This window comes from Sulfuriferula sp. AH1, assembly GCF_002162035.1.
In the GTDB taxonomy this organism is placed as follows: Bacteria; Pseudomonadota; Gammaproteobacteria; order Burkholderiales; family Sulfuriferulaceae; genus Sulfuriferula.
Genome location: NZ_CP021138.1, coordinates 814,611 through 829,394 on the forward strand (window position 1 = coordinate 814,611; position 14,784 = coordinate 829,394).

A 14,784-nucleotide genomic window follows, 5' to 3' on the forward strand; every position below is an offset into this window, starting at 1 on the left:
GTAATTATGATTAGAGTGCGAAAACCTGATTGCGTATGGGCATATAGACTTCGGTGTTTTTCAGGTGGCTGGCAAACGACTGCATGACGGCTTCTTCGCCGTGGACCAGGAAGGTGCGCTCCGGTTTGATATGGCGATGCCAGGCCAGTAGCTCGTCGCGGTCGGCATGGGCGGAAAAGCCGTTGATGGTATAGATTTTGGCCTTGACCGCGATCTCTTCGCCGAAGATCCTGACCTTGGGCACACCGTCGATGATCAGCCGCGCCAGCGTGCCTTCGGCGGCAAAACCGACGAAAATGACGCTGGAATCCTTGCGCCACAGATTGTGTTTGAGATGGTGCCGCACCCGTCCGCCGGTGCACATGCCCGAACCTGCCATGATGACCGCGCCGCCGTTGACATTGTTAATGGCCATGCTTTGCGCAGTTTCGCGGGTAAAGTGCAGGCCCGGCAGATTGAACGGATCGTCGCCGGCATGGAACAGCGCAGCGGTGGTTTTCTTGTAGCAGTCGGGATAGTGTTTGAATATCTCGGTGGCCGAGATCGCCATCGGCGAATCCAGGAACACCTGCATGCTGCGCGGCAACTCGCCTTGCTCGATACCTTCGCGCATGTAGAACAGAAGTTCCTGCGTGCGCTCCAGCGCAAAAGTGGGGATGATGACATTGCCGCCGCGCTGCAACGCATCGTTGATCGCCTGATACAGTTCGGTGATCGATTCCGGCAACGAGCGGTGCAGACGGTCGCCGTAAGTGGTTTCCATCACTACCACATCGGCATGGAGCGGCGGCACCGGATCGTGCAGCAGTTTCCTGCCGGCGTTGCCCAGGTCCCCGGAGAACGCCACTGTGCGATGTTTTTTGCCTTCGGTGAGCTCCAATAATATGCTCGCTGAGCCTAATATGTGGCCGGCATCCAGAAAAGTGGCGCTAATGCCGGGGGCGATGGCGAGCGGCGTGCCGTATTTCGCGCTACGCCCGAAATATTCCAGCGTATTGAGCGCATCCAGCGTGGTATAGAGCGGTTCTACATCGTTTTGCTCGCCGTGCCGTTTGTTCTTGCGTGCATGGTAGCGGGCTTCGTCTTCCTGCAGTCCGGCCGCATCCATCATCACTATCCGGGACAATGCCCGGCTGGCGGCAGTGGTGATGATCTCGCCACGAAAACCACGTTTCACCAGCAGCGGCAGCCGGCCGCAGTGGTCCAGATGGGCGTGGGTGAGCAGCACGTAATCCATGGCGGCCGGGTCGAAGCCAAACGGTTCGCTGTTTTCTTCGTCCAGCTCATGTCCGCCCTGATACATGCCGCAATCGATCAGGATGTTCTTGCCGGCGCAGCTGATCATGTGGCAGGAGCCGGTGACGCCGCGGTCGGCGCCATGAAAGGAAATGTTCATTTTGATTTTCCTGTTTGGCTGCGTGGTGCGCGCCCCAGTTTGGCTTCCAGCGCCAGGATGCGCCGGGTGGTAGCAAGGACGCTGTCGGGATTGAGGCTGATCGAGTCGATGCCGAGTTCGACCAGGAATTCCGCCATCTCCGGATAATCGGATGGCGCCTGGCCGCACAGACCAGAATGGATGCTGTTTCTGCGGCAGCCTTCTACCGCCAGCCGGATCATGGCCTTGACGCCATCGTCGCGTTCGTCGTAATCGAATGCGACGATCTCGCTGTCGCGATCGACGCCCAGAGTGAGCTGGGTAAGGTCGTTGGAGCCGATGGAAAAGCCGTCGAAGCGCGAGGCGAACTGGTCGATCAGGATGACATTATTCGGCACCTCGCACATGGCGTAAATTTGCAGACCATTGTCGCCGCGCTTGAGGCCGAATTCGGCCATTTTGGCGAGCACCGCATCGGCTTCCGCGACGCGACGCACGAACGGCAGCATGAGGATGACGTTGTCGAGCCCCATTTTCTCGCGTACCCGTTTCATCGCCACACATTCCAGTCTGAAGCCGTCGGCGTAGGCGGGGTGGGCATAGCGCGAGGCGCCGCGGAATCCGAGCATCGGGTTGGCCTCGTTCGGCTCGAAATCCTTGCCGCCGAGCAGCGATGCGTATTCGTTGGATTTGAAATCGGACATGCGCATGACTACGGGCTTGGGGTAGAACGCGGCAGCAATGGTACCGACACCTTCAGCCAGACGTTCGATGAAGAAATCCGCGCCATTGCCATATCCCTGAGTCAGCGCAGCAATCTGCGCGCGTATCGCCGGATCGGTGATGCGTTCCGGGTACAGCAGCGCCATCGGGTGGGCCTTGATGGCCTGGGTGATGATGAATTCCATGCGTGCCAGGCCGACACCGTCATGAGGCAGCTGCGCCGTTTTGAATGCCAGGTCGGGATTGCCGATATTGATCATGATCTCCGTGGCCGGGCGCGACAATTGCGAAAGATCGGTATGTTCGACGTGAAACGGAATGGCGCCGCGGTAGACATTGCCGGTCTCGCCTTCGGCGCAGGCCACCGTCGTCAGCTCGCCGGTGGCCAGCGCGGTCGTGGCATGATCGGCGCCGACGATCGCAGGAATGCCGAGTTCGCGGGCAATGATGGCGGCATGGCAGGTGCGTCCGCCGCGATTGGTGACGATGGCGGCGGCGATCTTCATCACCGGCTCCCAGTCGGGCGAAGTGGTATCGGCGACGAGGATTTCCCCGGCCTGGAATTCTGGCAGGTGGGCGACATCGGCAATGACCCGGACGCGCCCGCTGGCAATGCGCCCGCCTACGGCACGGCCGGTAATGACGACTTCACCCTTGCCGTCGAGCTGGAATGTTTCCAGCGTGCTGGCGGCACGCTGCGAGGCGACGGTTTCAGGGCGCGCCTGCACCATGTAGAACTCGCCGTCGAGTCCGTCCTTTGCCCATTCCATATCCATCGGGCGGTCATGTCCGATTTTTTGCGAGTAGTGGCGTTCCACTTTCAACGCATAGTCGGCCAGCGTGAGCACGTCATCATCGTTGATACAGAAGCGCATTTGTTCGGCAGTGGAGGTGGGGATGTTGTGGGTGGTGGCACCGGCCAGATCGGCGGTATAGGTCATTTTTATTTTCTTGCCGCCCAGTCGTCGTCGCAGTACGCTGCGGTGCCCTGATGCAAACGTGGGCTTGTGCACGTAAAACTCGTCCGGTTCGACTGTGCCCTGCACGACGTTCTCGCCCAGACCGTAAGCCGCGGTGATGAACACCACGTCGCGGAATCCGGTTTCGGTATCCAGCGAGAACATCACGCCCGACGCGGCGATGTCGGAGCGCACCATTTTCATCACGCCAATCGATAGCGCGATCTTGAAATGGTCGAAACCCTGATCGATGCGATAGTGGATGGCGCGGTCGGTAAACAGGCTGGCAAAGCAATGTTTGCAGGCGTCGAGCAGTGCAGCGTCGCCGCTGATATTGAGGTAGGTGTCCTGTTGTCCGGCGAAGCTGGCGGTGGGCAGGTCCTCGGCGGTGGCCGAGCTGCGCACCGCCAGGCTGAGTTCGTCGCCGTATTCGGCCTTGAGCTGGGTATAGGCCAGCAGGATCTGCGTGCTGATATGCCCATCCAGCGGGGCGTTGTAGACGATGTCGCGGGCGCGGGCGCCGCGGCGCGCCAGGTCGGCGACATCGTTCGGATCCAGTTCGTCGAGTGCATCGTGCAACGCCGCGCTGACGCCGGGCTGGGCCAGCAGATTGCGGTAGGCTTCGGCGGTTATGGCGAAGCCGTTGGGTACTTTTACCCCCTGAGTGGTCAGTTCGCGGTACATTTCACCGAGCGATGCATTCTTGCCGCCGACCAGAGGAATATCATCGATCGTGATCTCTTCGAACCAGCGGATGTAATTGTTATCCATTGCCACCTCCAGGATTTACCCCATGCTGCATTATGGTTTTATGTTTAGTATAAGCCAAATGTTTGTAGAATAGGCATGAGTACTTATTTATGAGCAGAGGACATGACTATATCGCAACCCGGTTATTGGCCGTTGGCAACCGCGCAATTGGCAGAGGCTGATCCGGTGATGGCGGGCTTGATCGAGCGTTTCCCGCTTGTGTGGATGGAAAGTCGCGGCGATGCGTTCGAGACGCTGGCGCGCGCGATTACCGGCCAGCAGATTTCAATCAAAGCCGCGGATACGGTATGGCAGCGGTTGCTGGGCGTGACTGCCGTTACGCCGCTGGCGCTCGCGTCGCAATCGGTTGCGGCGTTGCGTGCGTGCGGTTATTCGCGGCGCAAGGTCGAATATCTGCATGATCTCGCGCGGCATTTCGCGGATGACCTGATCGATCCGGCCGCCTGGCCGCAGATGGAAGATGCCGAAATTATTCAGGTGCTTACGCAGATTCGCGGCATCGGTCAATGGAGTGCAGAAATGTTCCTGATGTTTAACCTGTTGCGACCGGATGTGCTGCCGGTGGACGATATCGGTTTGCAAAAAGCCTTCGCGTTGCATTACCCGGAGCTTGTGCCGCAAAACAAGGCCAATTTGCGTCGGCATGCAGAATGCTGGCGGCCCTGGCGTTCGGTCGCAACCTGGTATTTGTGGCGGAGTCTCGATCCGGTGGCGGTGGTGTACTGATATTTGTACTGGTTGACAGCTTGTATCGGTGCGAATATATTAGGAAACGGTTATATTCTTGATCATGATTTTAAATTGAATTTAGGAGCCGTCATGGAAAATGTCAAAAACAAACAAGTCTCTCGTCGTTCCTTCCTGAAAGGTGCTGCTCTGCTGGCCAGTATCGCAGTCGTACCGGCAGCGATGGTGAGCAAGGAAGCAGCTGCTGCAAAAATGTCCAAAGCTGCCTTGCAGTATCAGGATGATCCCAAGAACGGCCAGGATTGCGTAAAATGCGTGCAGTTCGAGCCAGGCAAATCAGCCAAGGCCAAAGGCACCTGCAAGGTAGTCGAAGGCCCGATAAGCCCGAATGGCTGGTGCCTGGCTTTCGCAGCAAAGGGTTAATTCCCGTTAGCTGATTGCTGGTTCCAAATAAAAAAGCGCAATCGATTTGATTGCGCTTTTTTATTGCGAGTGACATCTAGGCTGCAATGGCAGGTTTGCGGGTTCTGCCGGCTTTGGCGGTAACTTTGCCGGCTGGATAAGGTGGCCGCGGCATAGGGATGACATCGGCATCCTGCTGCTGGTGCGAACGCGATGAGCTGGCTGGAGGGGAGTAGTGCGTCAGTTTGAACACGCTTACCGCTACTGCCAGTGTGGTGGCCTGTTGCTGCAGGCTTTCTGCCGCCGCTGCTGCCTGTTCCACCATCGCGGCATTTTGCTGCGTCATTTCGTCCATTTGGGTAATGGCCTGATTGACCTGCGCTATGCCGGAGCTTTGCTCCTGACTGGCCAACGTGATTGCGCTCATGATGTCGGCGACCTGCTTGATCGCGCTGACGACTTCTTCCATGGTCTGGCCGGCATTGTTTACCAGCTCGCTGCCGATTTCCACCTGGTTGACCGAATCACCGATCAAAGCCTTGATCTCTTTGGCCGCTGCCGCCGAGCGCTGGGCCAGACTGCGTACTTCGGCCGCCACCACGGCAAATCCGCGCCCTTGTTCGCCGGCGCGCGCCGCTTCGACCGCGGCATTGAGTGCAAGGATATTGGTCTGGAATGCAATGCTGTCGATCACGCCGATGATGTCGGAGATCTTGCGTGAGCTTTCCCTGATCGAGCCCATGCTGTCTACCGCCTGATGCACGACTGCGCCGCCTTTGACTGCAATAGTGGACGCGGAAGCCGCCACTTGGCTGGCACGACTGGCGTTGGCTGCGTTCTGCTGTACGGTCGAAGTCAGCTCTTCCATCGAGCTGGCGGTTTCTTCCAGCGATGCGGCTTGCGATTCGGTGCGGGAGGATAGGTTGGCGTTGCCGGCAGCGATTTCGTTCGATGCCAGATTGATGGTTTCTGCTCCCATGCGCACGTCGGCGACCAGTTGCGCCAGGTTTTGCGTCATGTCGCCGAATGCGTGGATCAGTCCGCCGATTTCGTCCTTGCTGGCCGAGTGGATGGCATGCGTCAAATCGCCGCTCGCTGCCGTGGCTACGGCGCGTTCCAGGCGTTTGACCTCGCGGGAAAACGAAGTGTAAAAACCCGCGAACAGATACGCCGCAATCGCCAGCGCCAGCAAGATGCCAGCCATCATCTCGTTGCGCCACAACGTTGCCTGCTGGATGCGTTCGTCCAGCAGGCCGTTGAGCAGATTTGTCGTGGTGGCGGCAAATGCCGACAGCTCATCCATGCGCTGATTGCCGGCAGCATGGAATTGATTGCCGGAAGTCTGGTTGGCCGAATTCAATACTTCGACCCGCGCTCTTTCCAGATAGGCCCGAATGGCGTTCACGAGATTCGCATGCGGGGCGAGGCTGGCTTTCAGTGCCGGATTTTCGCGATACAGGGTTTGCAACTGGTCGGGGATCTTGTCGAGCGCGTATCTGGTCAGCATGATGTTCGAATTCAGCAGTACGTCCTCATTGCCTTCGAACATGCCGGTGTCGATGATCGAGGCGCCGCGTCCCGAGATCTCCGCGAGATTGTCATTGATGACCGGTAGGGTGCGGGTGAGCAGCGTGACCAGATGGTGGCTGTCGCTCTTCGGATCCAGTAACAGGCCCGATCTGTCGGCGATGAGCGTATTCAGTCTGTTTAACTGGCCGAGCAGCGCAGTATGCCGTTCATAACTCGCCTTTGATCGGTCTGTGGCGATATTGCCTTGTAATGCCTGCCAGGATTCGTTCACTTTCGACCATGTCCCGGCTGTGTCAAAATCGCCGGTATTTTTTTGCGTCGCATCGAACTGCGCCATTTTTTTATTGATGTCGTCGCGGACTTGGGATGCTGCGGCACTGACAGTGTGATTGCCATTGAGTTGCATGTGCAGCAATGCGCGATGTTGCTGGGTCAGGCGGATAATGTCGCTGATTTGCTGCATATAACGCAGGCCCTTGTGTTCGTGCTCTGAAACCGCGATGGATTTCTGCAATTCGTTGAACAGCAGGGTCGTTACCAGTAACAGCGGGGTGATGAATACTAGCGCGAGCAGGGCGAATTTCGGCAACAAACGAAGCTGTTGCATTAATCTGGCGGCAGGCATGAGTACGGCGTGCATAATGTTTTCCTGTTGATGTAATTCGAGTGCAACTTTCAGGCCGTCAAGGCGAATAAGCTGTCGGCCGTCGAATTATGCGGGGGCATTATGACTGTTTGATGACGTTTTGAAGACAAAAAAGGGCAGGGTTAGGCCTGCCCTGATACAACTGTGGTTAGCTGCGCATCTTGATGGCGCGTGCCAGCGCATTTGCCATCGCATTGTCAGGGGCCGGTGTCTGGCGCGCCGGTTTGCCGGGTCTCGCAGCAGCCGGTTCGCGTGGCGTGACCGCATCCTGCAGACGCATGGTCAACGCGATGCGCCTGCGCTGGATATCGATTTCCTGCACCTTGACCTTGATCACATCGCCGGCCTTGACGATGCTGTGCGGGTCTTTGACAAACGTATCGGCGAGTGCGGAGATGTGCACCAGACCGTCCTGATGCACGCCGATATCGACGAACGCGCCGAAGTTGGTGACGTTGGTGACGACGCCTTCCAGCACCATGCCGGGCTGCAAGTCGCCGATTTCGGCGATGCCGGCCTTGAACGTGGCGGTCTTGAATGCAGGGCGCGGGTCGCGGCCGGGTTTTTCCAGCTCGCGCAGGATGTCCTGTACTGTTGGCAGGCCGAAATGTTCGTCGGTATATGCTTTGGCGTCGAGCTGGCTGAATACGCCGGCCTGACCGATGAGTGCGGCAGGGTTGCCTGTGTGCAGGCGCTGCATGAGGTCGTGCAGGATGCGTTCTGCGACCGGGTAGGCTTCGGGGTGGACGGCAGAAACATCAAGCGGATTGTCGCCGCGTACGCGCAGGAAGCCGGCGGCCTGTTCGAAGGTCTTGGCGCCGAGACGCGGCACCTGCTTCAATGCGTCGCGGCTGGTGAACCTGCCGTGCTGGTCGCGATAGCTGACGATGCTTTCCGCCAGACTGGGTGACAAGCCGGAAACGCGTGCGAGCAGCGGAACCGATGCGCTGTTGACGTCAACGCCGACGGCGTTGACGCAATCTTCCACCACCGCATCGAGACTCCTGGCCAGCCTGGACTGGCTGACATCGTGCTGGTATTGGCCGACGCCGATGGATTTGGGATCGATCTTGACCAGCTCGGCCAGCGGATCCTGCAGGCGGCGGGCAATGGATACCGCCCCGCGCAGGCTGACGTCGAGCTGCGGGAATTCATGCGCAGCAAATTCGGATGCCGAGTACACTGAGGCCCCCGCTTCGGAAACCACCACTTTGGTCATGTTCAACTGTGGCAGCCGCGCAATCAGATCCGCTGCGAGCTGATCGGTCTCGCGCGAGGCGGTGCCGTTGCCGATGCTGATGAGTTCGATGTTATGTTTCTGTGCCAGCGCGGCCAGCGCGTGCAGGGCGCCGTCCCAGTTGTTGCGCGGCGCATGGGGATACACGGTGGCAGTGTCGAGCAGCTTGCCGGTGCCGTCCACCACGGCGACCTTGACGCCGGTACGGATGCCGGGATCGAGCCCCATCGTGGTACGCAAGCCGGCGGGTGCGGCGAGCAGCAGGTCGTGCAGATTGCGGGCGAACACGCGGATCGCTTCGGTCTCGGCGCGTTCGCGCAAATCGCCGAGCAATTCCAGCTCCAGATGCAGCGCGAGCTTGATGCGCCAGGCCCAGCGTACGGTGTCGGCCAGCCACTGATCGGCACCGCGGTTCTGATTGCTGATGCCGAATTGCCGGGCGATCATGCTCTCGGCAGGATGGCTCTGCGGCGTGTCGCTGAACTCTTGCGGCAGCTTGAGGGCGACCCGCAGGATTTCTTCATTGCGTCCGCGGAACAATGCCAGCGCGCGGTGCGGCGGTATCGCCTTCAACGGCTCGCTGTAATCGAAATAATCGCGGAATTTGGCGCCTTCGGTTTCCTTGCCCTCGGCGACTGTGGCGACCACGATGCCGTCGGCAGATAGCAGGTCGCGCAGCCGCGCCAGCAGCGCGGCATCCTCGGCGAAGCGCTCCATCAGGATCTGGCGGGCGCCGTCGAGTGCGGCTTTGGCGTCGGCTACGCCTTTGTCTGCATCGATGTAGGCTGCTGCGGCAGTTTCCGGATGCTGCGCGGGGGCGCCGAGCAGGCTGTCGGCCAGCGGGGTCAATCCGGCTTCGCGGGCGATCTGCGCCTTGGTGCGGCGTTTCTGCTTGTACGGCAGGTAGAGGTCTTCCAGCGTCTGCTTGGATTCGGCTAGCGCAATCTCGTTCTGCAGCGCGGGCGTGAGCTTGCCCTGCTCGCCGATGCTCGCCAGTATCGCGTTGCGGCGCGATTCCAGTTCGCGCATATAGCCCAGGCGTTCTTCCAGATGGCGCATTTGCGTATCGTCCAGCCCGCCGGTGGCTTCCTTGCGGTAACGGGAGATGAACGGCACGGTGGCGCCTTCGTCCAGCAGTGCAACAGCGGCCATTACTTGTTGTGGGCGCACATTCATTTCAGCGGCCAGGCGCTGTTCAATCGCAGGTAACATTTATCAGGGCAGTTCGCAAAAACCGCAACTATGCATAAAGTCCAAGTGGCTGACAAGCGCTATAATTACACCTTATTCGTTACTCTTTGATTCAACATGCATACTACCGACAGCCTGACCCGCTTTATGTTTGAACATGCCGCCGTGCGCGGCGAACTAGTCAGCCTGGACGAAACCTGGCGCGAAGTGCTCAAGCACGCCGACTATCCTGCGCCCTTGCAAACCCTGCTCGGCGAACTGATGGCAGCGGCGGCATTGCTGATCGCCACGCTGAAGTTCGACGGCAGCATGATCTTGCAGATGCAGGGCGAGGGCGCGGTGAAGCTGCTGGTGGTCGAGGCTACTTCGGCGCATACGCTGCGCGCGACTGCAAAATGGGATGGCGATCTCACCGAAGGCAATTTTGCCGAACTGCTTGGTACTGGGCGCATGGTGATCACGCTCGACCCCGCCAGTGCCGACAAGCAGGCCTACCAGGGCATCGTGCCGCTGGAAGGCACCGATGTTGCTGCCGCGCTGATGCATTACATGGCGCAATCCGAACAGATCGATACGCATATCGTGCTCGCAGCCGATGAAACCAGTGCTGCCGGCATGCTGATACAAAAACTGCCCGACCTTGCGGACGGCGATCCCGACGCGTGGAATCGTGCCAGCCATCTGGCGGCTACGTTGAAAGCGGAAGAGCTATTGACGCTGGATGCCAGAATGATCCTGCATCGGCTGTTCCACGAAGAAGACCTGCGCGTGTTCGAGCCGGAGCACGTGCGCTTCGCATGCACCTGCTCGCGTTCCCGCGTCGCCGACATGCTCAAAATGCTGGGTCGAGAAGAGATCGAATCGGTGCTGGAAGAGCGCGGCCAGATCGAAGTGCAATGCGAATTCTGCAACCGGCATTACCGCTTCGACCCCATCGATGCGGCGCAGCTGTGGCTGCCGAATGTGTCGGCGACGGAGGGGGAAACGCGGCATTGATTACAATGCGAATATGGTTTTTGTAAGAAGTTAAAAGCTTGTATGAGCGATGTGATTCAATAAGCGATGAATGGAGGGTTGCAAAATAGCCTTCACGGGGATGATCTGCTCTAGTGGTACTGTCTCACTTTAAATAAGAGTTAACTCTAACCGATCCGATTTTGCCATCTTGTTATATTGCGTGATTTATTCCTGCAAACATTAATATTTTTTACAGGCTTCTTTTGACCCTAAATGGCAGGCATTACGGAAGCTTTGCAAAGCCTCTTCCGGTTGATTGAGGAACTCAAGAGACGACCCACGACCCATATATGCTTCAGCTAATATCTTGACGGCCGATCGTTGCCCAGGATAGGGTTTTCCATTATTGTAAATGATAGTTATAGTTTGATTAAAATCATTTAGAGCATCCTGATAACGTTTCAAATCTAAATATGTTAGACCGCGTTCATTGTAGGCATAAATAAAATCTTTTCTGATTTGTATGGCTTTTGTAAGTTCGGTTACAGCCAATTCAGATAAGCCTGCTTTATGGAGTTGATGACCATGTTGAACATAAATTCTTTCCGCACCAGGCAAGCCAGATTGATTTTGCATTAAACGTGCCGCATCATCCCATAATATGAAAGGATGTGAAAAAGATCTGAGGCGGTCATATGCTAATGGATACATTAACGAGGAGATCAACAGGAGTATAACGATCGTTCTACGTTTGTTTAATAATGTACCAAAAATAATTGCAAAGCCTGCAAAAGCAGGCGCGAACCATAAATAACTTCGATATAGTACGAAAGGTTCTTGTATTCGTACTGTAGAAATTTCTGTGGCGTACATAAGCCACGGTGCTAAAAGTGCAAAACCTAAGATACCTATTCGCCCACCTCGCCATAATAATATTGAATTAAATATAGGGTAAAGTGCGAAAGTAATAAATCCTAATGTTTGTGGCCATATCCAGAACTGAGTAACAAATGGCACGCGGATATCAATTGACATTTTGAGTGGATTAGGTATTAACCATAGCCCTAAGTATTTAAAAAATAAAGAGCTTTGATTCAGTATGCTGAGAGGGTAAATGAGCTTTTGGTTTGCTAGAGGTAATCTAGAAGCCATGTCGCTTCCTTGGATTTCATAAGTTGTGCCAAGTATTCCTTTAAGTATTAATGTGATGTAAATTCCGATTAGTGCGTATGCCAAGAAAATTGGAAGTAAGTGTTTAATGTAAAGTGACGATCTAGATTCATTAGGCCTCGTACGTCCCCAAAGTATAACCAATGCGGCTGACACGGCTGGCGCCATAATGGCGTGTTCTTTAGAGAATATAGCTAATGCATAGAAAACGACGGAAAGCCATAGATATGCCCGGTTTTTATGTTCTAAACCGCCTAACAGCGCCAACCACATTAGAAGTGAAAATAAGGTCGCCATTACAATGGAGCGCTCTACGAGATAAGCAGCACCATAAACTGCTACTGGATGAAGTGCAAAAATAAGTGCAGCGAAAAACGCTAGTCCCTGATATGAAAGTTGATTAGTGTTTTGAGAAGGTAATAGCGTTTTCCATAATTGATGTAAAAAAATATATAGAGTGAGTACTACGCTAATGTGAAGTATTAGACTCTCTATACGAAACCAGAGAATATCTAAACCAATTAGATGATAAGTTAAATTAAATGTGGAGTAACTTAACCACCGGGGAGTAGCTGAAAAGGGAAGTTTGTGATAAAGCGTTCCGCCTTCAGTAAAATATCCATAATCATCGAAAATGAGAGGATTATGTAAAAAGCCACCGTAAAGTATGCTGGTTATGCTAATTAAAATTAAGGGCAAGATCCAGGCAGCACGATTACTCATAAAATATAACCTTGTTCTTAAGCATGTGACCTAGTATCTATAAAAAACAAAAAAGCCCAGCTATCAACTTGATGGCTGGGCTTAAATTATATTAGAGCGTTATTATCAATATTGATTAAACACCAGTTTGAGCCTTGGTGCAGCCAGTTCCTGATGTTACACCTGTCCAAGTAATTGCGTTTGCTGTGCTGGCTGGGGTGTATGTAACGGTACAGGCTGGTGATGCTAGTGCACCTGCGCCAGCAATAGCAATGGCTGCGGTGGTGCCTGTCAAGGTAACAGTGCCGTTAGCTGGGGTAGGCAAAGTTGTGTAACCAGTAGCGGAAGTTAATTTGGTGAGGGTGTCGCAACTGGCTAGTGTGCCAGCATTATTTTGAGCGCATTCAGCAATTGCAGTTTTTAATGGTTCAATCTGCACAATATTGTCTTGCCATTTTGCACGTGTAACATAGTCCTTATATTGAGGAATCGCAATCGCAGCCAGAATGCCGATGATCGCAACAACGATCATCAATTCGATCAGGGTAAAACCTTGTTGTACTTTTTTCATGTCGCTTCTCCTAAAGGGTTGATATAGCTAAAACACCTTGTTATTGATTTGGTGTTCGGGTGCATATATGCAAGCGCTGTGCCAGTTGCTTTTGCATGTGCGCGTTTTAATAAAAATTTAACAAATGATTCACTGCGTGATATCGCCAATCGTTTGATTGGGTTGCTGGAATATGCGCAGGAATTCGGCTGCATCAGGTGTTGCAGGATGGCGATGATGAAAGCTGAAACTTTGTCTCGGAGTTTGTTTTGGCAAGAATACGTGTCCAGGATCTCATGGAAGGCGGGTTGCTGACGGTATGGGCTGGCAAAAATCAGGCGCAATGTGACGTAATACGGCAGGTGTTTTGACATGATGTGCTAATTTTATGGAAATCGCCGACTCGCGGTTACAATATGTTTTTGGAATTTATGCGGAATGGCGATGATGGCGTTAGCGGTGGTGGTGTTGGCTTATTTGTTGGGGTCGTTGTCGTTTGCGGTGCTGGTGAGTCGCGCGTTCGGATTGCCCGACCCGCGCAGTCACGGCTCGGGCAATCCGGGCGCGACCAACATGTTGCGTACCGGGCGCAAGTCTGCGGCGGTGCTGACGCTGCTGGGCGATATGGCGAAGGGCTGGCTGGCGGTGTGGCTGGCAGGCTATTTGACTGTGCGCTATCAGTTGCCGGGGTGGGTAATCTACGCAGCGGCGGTGGCGGTGTTTCTCGGGCATCTGTATCCGGTGTTTTTCGGTTTCAAGGGCGGCAAGGGGGTGGCGACGGCGGTGGGCGTGCTGTTTGCGATTTCGCCATGGCTGGGGCTGGCGTGTCTGCTGGCCTGGGTGGCGGCGTTTGCCATTACGCGGATTTCGTCGCTGGCGGCGCTGGTGGCAGCAGCGATCGCACCGGTATTCGGCTACTATCTGCTGGAGGATGTGGTCCCACTCGCGGCATTGACGGCATTGACGGTATTGATCTTCTGGCGTCATCGCGCGAATATAAAGCGTTTGCTGGCCGGAGAAGAAGGGCGTTTTGCTAAGCGAAAGTGAATTCTGACTGCGAGGTAAACTATGGCTTGGTTTGAAAAGGAAATGGATTATGCGCGTGCGCAGTTGACCGAGGTGTCGCGTGATTCGATTGCCTTGGCGGGTGACAAGCTGGGCGAAGTGGTGAAAGAAGGCGCGGCGCAAGTCGGGGCCGAACTGCGCGACGTGGTGCAGAGTACCAGTCATGAGATCGATCTCAAGCTGGACAAAATATCTGCGGAACTGCATAGCCAGCGCCAGTTTACCAAGGATGACGTGCGCGAGCTGGTGGATTACGCGGGGGAGCGCCTGGCGTCCGTGCTCGATGAGCGCGTGGCGGTGGCGAAGCGCGAGATTTCGTCGCTGGTGCAGGAAAAGGTAGAGTATTTCAAAACCGAGGTGGACGGCTTTTTCATTCAGCGCCAGCAGGATCTGGCGCGCGAGCGGCGGCGCTTGCTGTTCAATGTGCTGATCGCGGTGCTGGCATCGCTGTCGGTGGGCGTGGTGTCGTGGTTTTATCAGCATCTGGCGCGCGGCGAGATGGATCTGTTCGGTGTATTCCGGGTGGTGTTCTCGGCGCTGGCCGGCGGCTATGCCGTGTATTTGCTGGTGAAACTGGTGCTGCGCTGGCGGCGCATGTCCGAACACCGCAAGGATGTGATGTTCCTGGCGATGCGTTACTGGGGCGTGTTGCGCCCGGAAAGCGTGTTTTCGAATGTTCTGGTGGTCGCCGTACTGGCTTTGCTGTTGGGTCTGGTGGCATTTCCGAACATACTGGCGGAGCTGCCGGGCGGCGCCGCATTGTTGAAGCTGGTGCGGGACATGTTCCCGCATATACGGTGGTAACGAGCAGCTTGCGGT

12 protein-coding genes are annotated in these 14,784 nt (G+C 55.7%); 5 read left to right on the plus strand and 7 right to left on the minus strand.

Annotated elements, in window-relative coordinates:
• Positions 1-10 precede the first annotated feature (10 nt).
• Together CAP31_RS04325 and ppsA are read right to left on the minus strand one after the other, a co-directional pair.
• Positions 11-1,396: an MBL fold metallo-hydrolase RNA specificity domain-containing protein gene (locus tag CAP31_RS04325; protein WP_087446414.1), complete on the minus strand. Its 1,386-nt coding sequence runs from the start codon at positions 1,394-1,396 to the stop codon at positions 11-13.
• Positions 1,393-3,828 (minus strand): phosphoenolpyruvate synthase, encoded by a 2,436-nt coding sequence (gene ppsA / locus CAP31_RS04330; protein WP_087446415.1) that lies wholly within the window; start codon positions 3,826-3,828, stop codon positions 1,393-1,395. The genes CAP31_RS04325 and ppsA overlap by 4 nt, the downstream gene beginning before the upstream one ends.
• A 102-nt stretch (positions 3,829-3,930) precedes the next feature.
• Here ppsA and CAP31_RS04335 point away from each other — a divergent pair, with 102 nt between their 5' ends.
• Entirely contained in the window at positions 3,931-4,554 is a 624-nt protein-coding gene (locus CAP31_RS04335) for a DNA-3-methyladenine glycosylase (protein ID WP_189836639.1), read from the plus strand.
• Between the two features lie 93 nt (positions 4,555-4,647).
• The gene (locus CAP31_RS04340) at positions 4,648-4,938 is read left to right on the plus strand and encodes a high-potential iron-sulfur protein (protein ID WP_087446416.1); all 291 of its coding nucleotides are present in this window, start codon (positions 4,648-4,650) and stop codon (positions 4,936-4,938) included.
• Positions 4,939-5,014: 76 nt separating this feature from the next.
• Here CAP31_RS04340 and CAP31_RS15210 read toward each other — a convergent pair whose 3' ends face one another.
• A complete protein-coding gene (locus CAP31_RS15210; RefSeq protein WP_304442139.1) occupies positions 5,015-7,087 on the minus strand; it encodes a methyl-accepting chemotaxis protein in 2,073 nt (690 codons plus the stop codon).
• Positions 7,088-7,241: 154 nt separating this feature from the next.
• The gene (locus CAP31_RS04350; RefSeq protein ID WP_087446417.1) at positions 7,242-9,542 is read right to left on the minus strand and encodes a Tex family protein; all 2,301 of its coding nucleotides are present in this window, start codon (positions 9,540-9,542) and stop codon (positions 7,242-7,244) included.
• A 96-nt stretch (positions 9,543-9,638) separates the two neighbouring features.
• Here CAP31_RS04350 and hslO point away from each other — a divergent pair, with 96 nt between their 5' ends.
• Positions 9,639-10,517 (plus strand): Hsp33 family molecular chaperone HslO, encoded by an 879-nt coding sequence (gene hslO, locus CAP31_RS04355; RefSeq protein ID WP_087446418.1) that lies wholly within the window; start codon positions 9,639-9,641, stop codon positions 10,515-10,517.
• A gap of 201 nt (positions 10,518-10,718) precedes the next feature.
• Here hslO and CAP31_RS04360 read toward each other — a convergent pair whose 3' ends face one another.
• The 3 genes from CAP31_RS04360 to CAP31_RS14760 all read right to left on the minus strand — a co-directional run bounded on the left by CAP31_RS04360 (position 10,719) and on the right by CAP31_RS14760 (position 13,274).
• Positions 10,719-12,371 (minus strand): tetratricopeptide repeat protein, encoded by a 1,653-nt coding sequence (locus tag CAP31_RS04360; RefSeq protein WP_087446419.1) that lies wholly within the window; start codon positions 12,369-12,371, stop codon positions 10,719-10,721.
• A 115-nt stretch (positions 12,372-12,486) separates the two neighbouring features.
• Positions 12,487-12,921 carry a prepilin-type N-terminal cleavage/methylation domain-containing protein gene (locus CAP31_RS15215; protein WP_087446420.1) on the minus strand — a complete coding sequence of 145 codons (435 nt, stop codon included), beginning with the start codon at positions 12,919-12,921 and terminating at the stop codon, positions 12,487-12,489.
• Positions 12,918-13,274 (minus strand): hypothetical protein, encoded by a 357-nt coding sequence (locus CAP31_RS14760; protein ID WP_157662649.1) that lies wholly within the window; start codon positions 13,272-13,274, stop codon positions 12,918-12,920. The genes CAP31_RS15215 and CAP31_RS14760 overlap by 4 nt, the downstream gene beginning before the upstream one ends.
• Positions 13,275-13,344: 70 nt before the next feature.
• On the opposite strand from CAP31_RS14760, the gene plsY reads away from it, so the two are divergent.
• Entirely contained in the window at positions 13,345-13,947 is a 603-nt protein-coding gene (gene plsY, locus CAP31_RS04370; RefSeq protein ID WP_087448254.1) for a glycerol-3-phosphate 1-O-acyltransferase PlsY, read from the plus strand.
• A 21-nt stretch (positions 13,948-13,968) separates the two neighbouring features.
• The gene (locus CAP31_RS04375; protein ID WP_087446421.1) at positions 13,969-14,769 is read left to right on the plus strand and encodes a hypothetical protein; all 801 of its coding nucleotides are present in this window, start codon (positions 13,969-13,971) and stop codon (positions 14,767-14,769) included.
• Positions 14,770-14,784 lie beyond the last annotated feature (15 nt).

Excerpts from the sequence above, each read along its gene's own strand:
- CAP31_RS04325 (WP_087446414.1), bottom strand. The coding sequence starts at position 1,396 with ATGAACATTTCCTTTCATGGCGCCGACCGCGGCGTCACCGGCTCCTGC.
- ppsA (WP_087446415.1), bottom strand. The coding sequence starts at position 3,828 with ATGGATAACAATTACATCCGCTGGTTCGAAGAGATCACGATCGATGAT.
- CAP31_RS04335 (WP_189836639.1), top strand. The coding sequence starts at position 3,931 with ATGACTATATCGCAACCCGGTTATTGGCCGTTGGCAACCGCGCAATTG.
- CAP31_RS04340 (WP_087446416.1), top strand. The coding sequence starts at position 4,648 with ATGGAAAATGTCAAAAACAAACAAGTCTCTCGTCGTTCCTTCCTGAAA.
- CAP31_RS15210 (WP_304442139.1), bottom strand. The coding sequence starts at position 7,087 with ATGCACGCCGTACTCATGCCTGCCGCCAGATTAATGCAACAGCTTCGT.
- CAP31_RS04350 (WP_087446417.1), bottom strand. The coding sequence starts at position 9,542 with ATGTTACCTGCGATTGAACAGCGCCTGGCCGCTGAAATGAATGTGCGC.
- hslO (WP_087446418.1), top strand. The coding sequence starts at position 9,639 with ATGCATACTACCGACAGCCTGACCCGCTTTATGTTTGAACATGCCGCC.
- CAP31_RS04360 (WP_087446419.1), bottom strand. The coding sequence starts at position 12,371 with ATGAGTAATCGTGCTGCCTGGATCTTGCCCTTAATTTTAATTAGCATA.
- CAP31_RS15215 (WP_087446420.1), bottom strand. The coding sequence starts at position 12,921 with ATGAAAAAAGTACAACAAGGTTTTACCCTGATCGAATTGATGATCGTT.
- CAP31_RS14760 (WP_157662649.1), bottom strand. The coding sequence starts at position 13,274 with ATGTCAAAACACCTGCCGTATTACGTCACATTGCGCCTGATTTTTGCC.
- plsY (WP_087448254.1), top strand. The coding sequence starts at position 13,345 with ATGATGGCGTTAGCGGTGGTGGTGTTGGCTTATTTGTTGGGGTCGTTG.
- CAP31_RS04375 (WP_087446421.1), top strand. The coding sequence starts at position 13,969 with ATGGCTTGGTTTGAAAAGGAAATGGATTATGCGCGTGCGCAGTTGACC.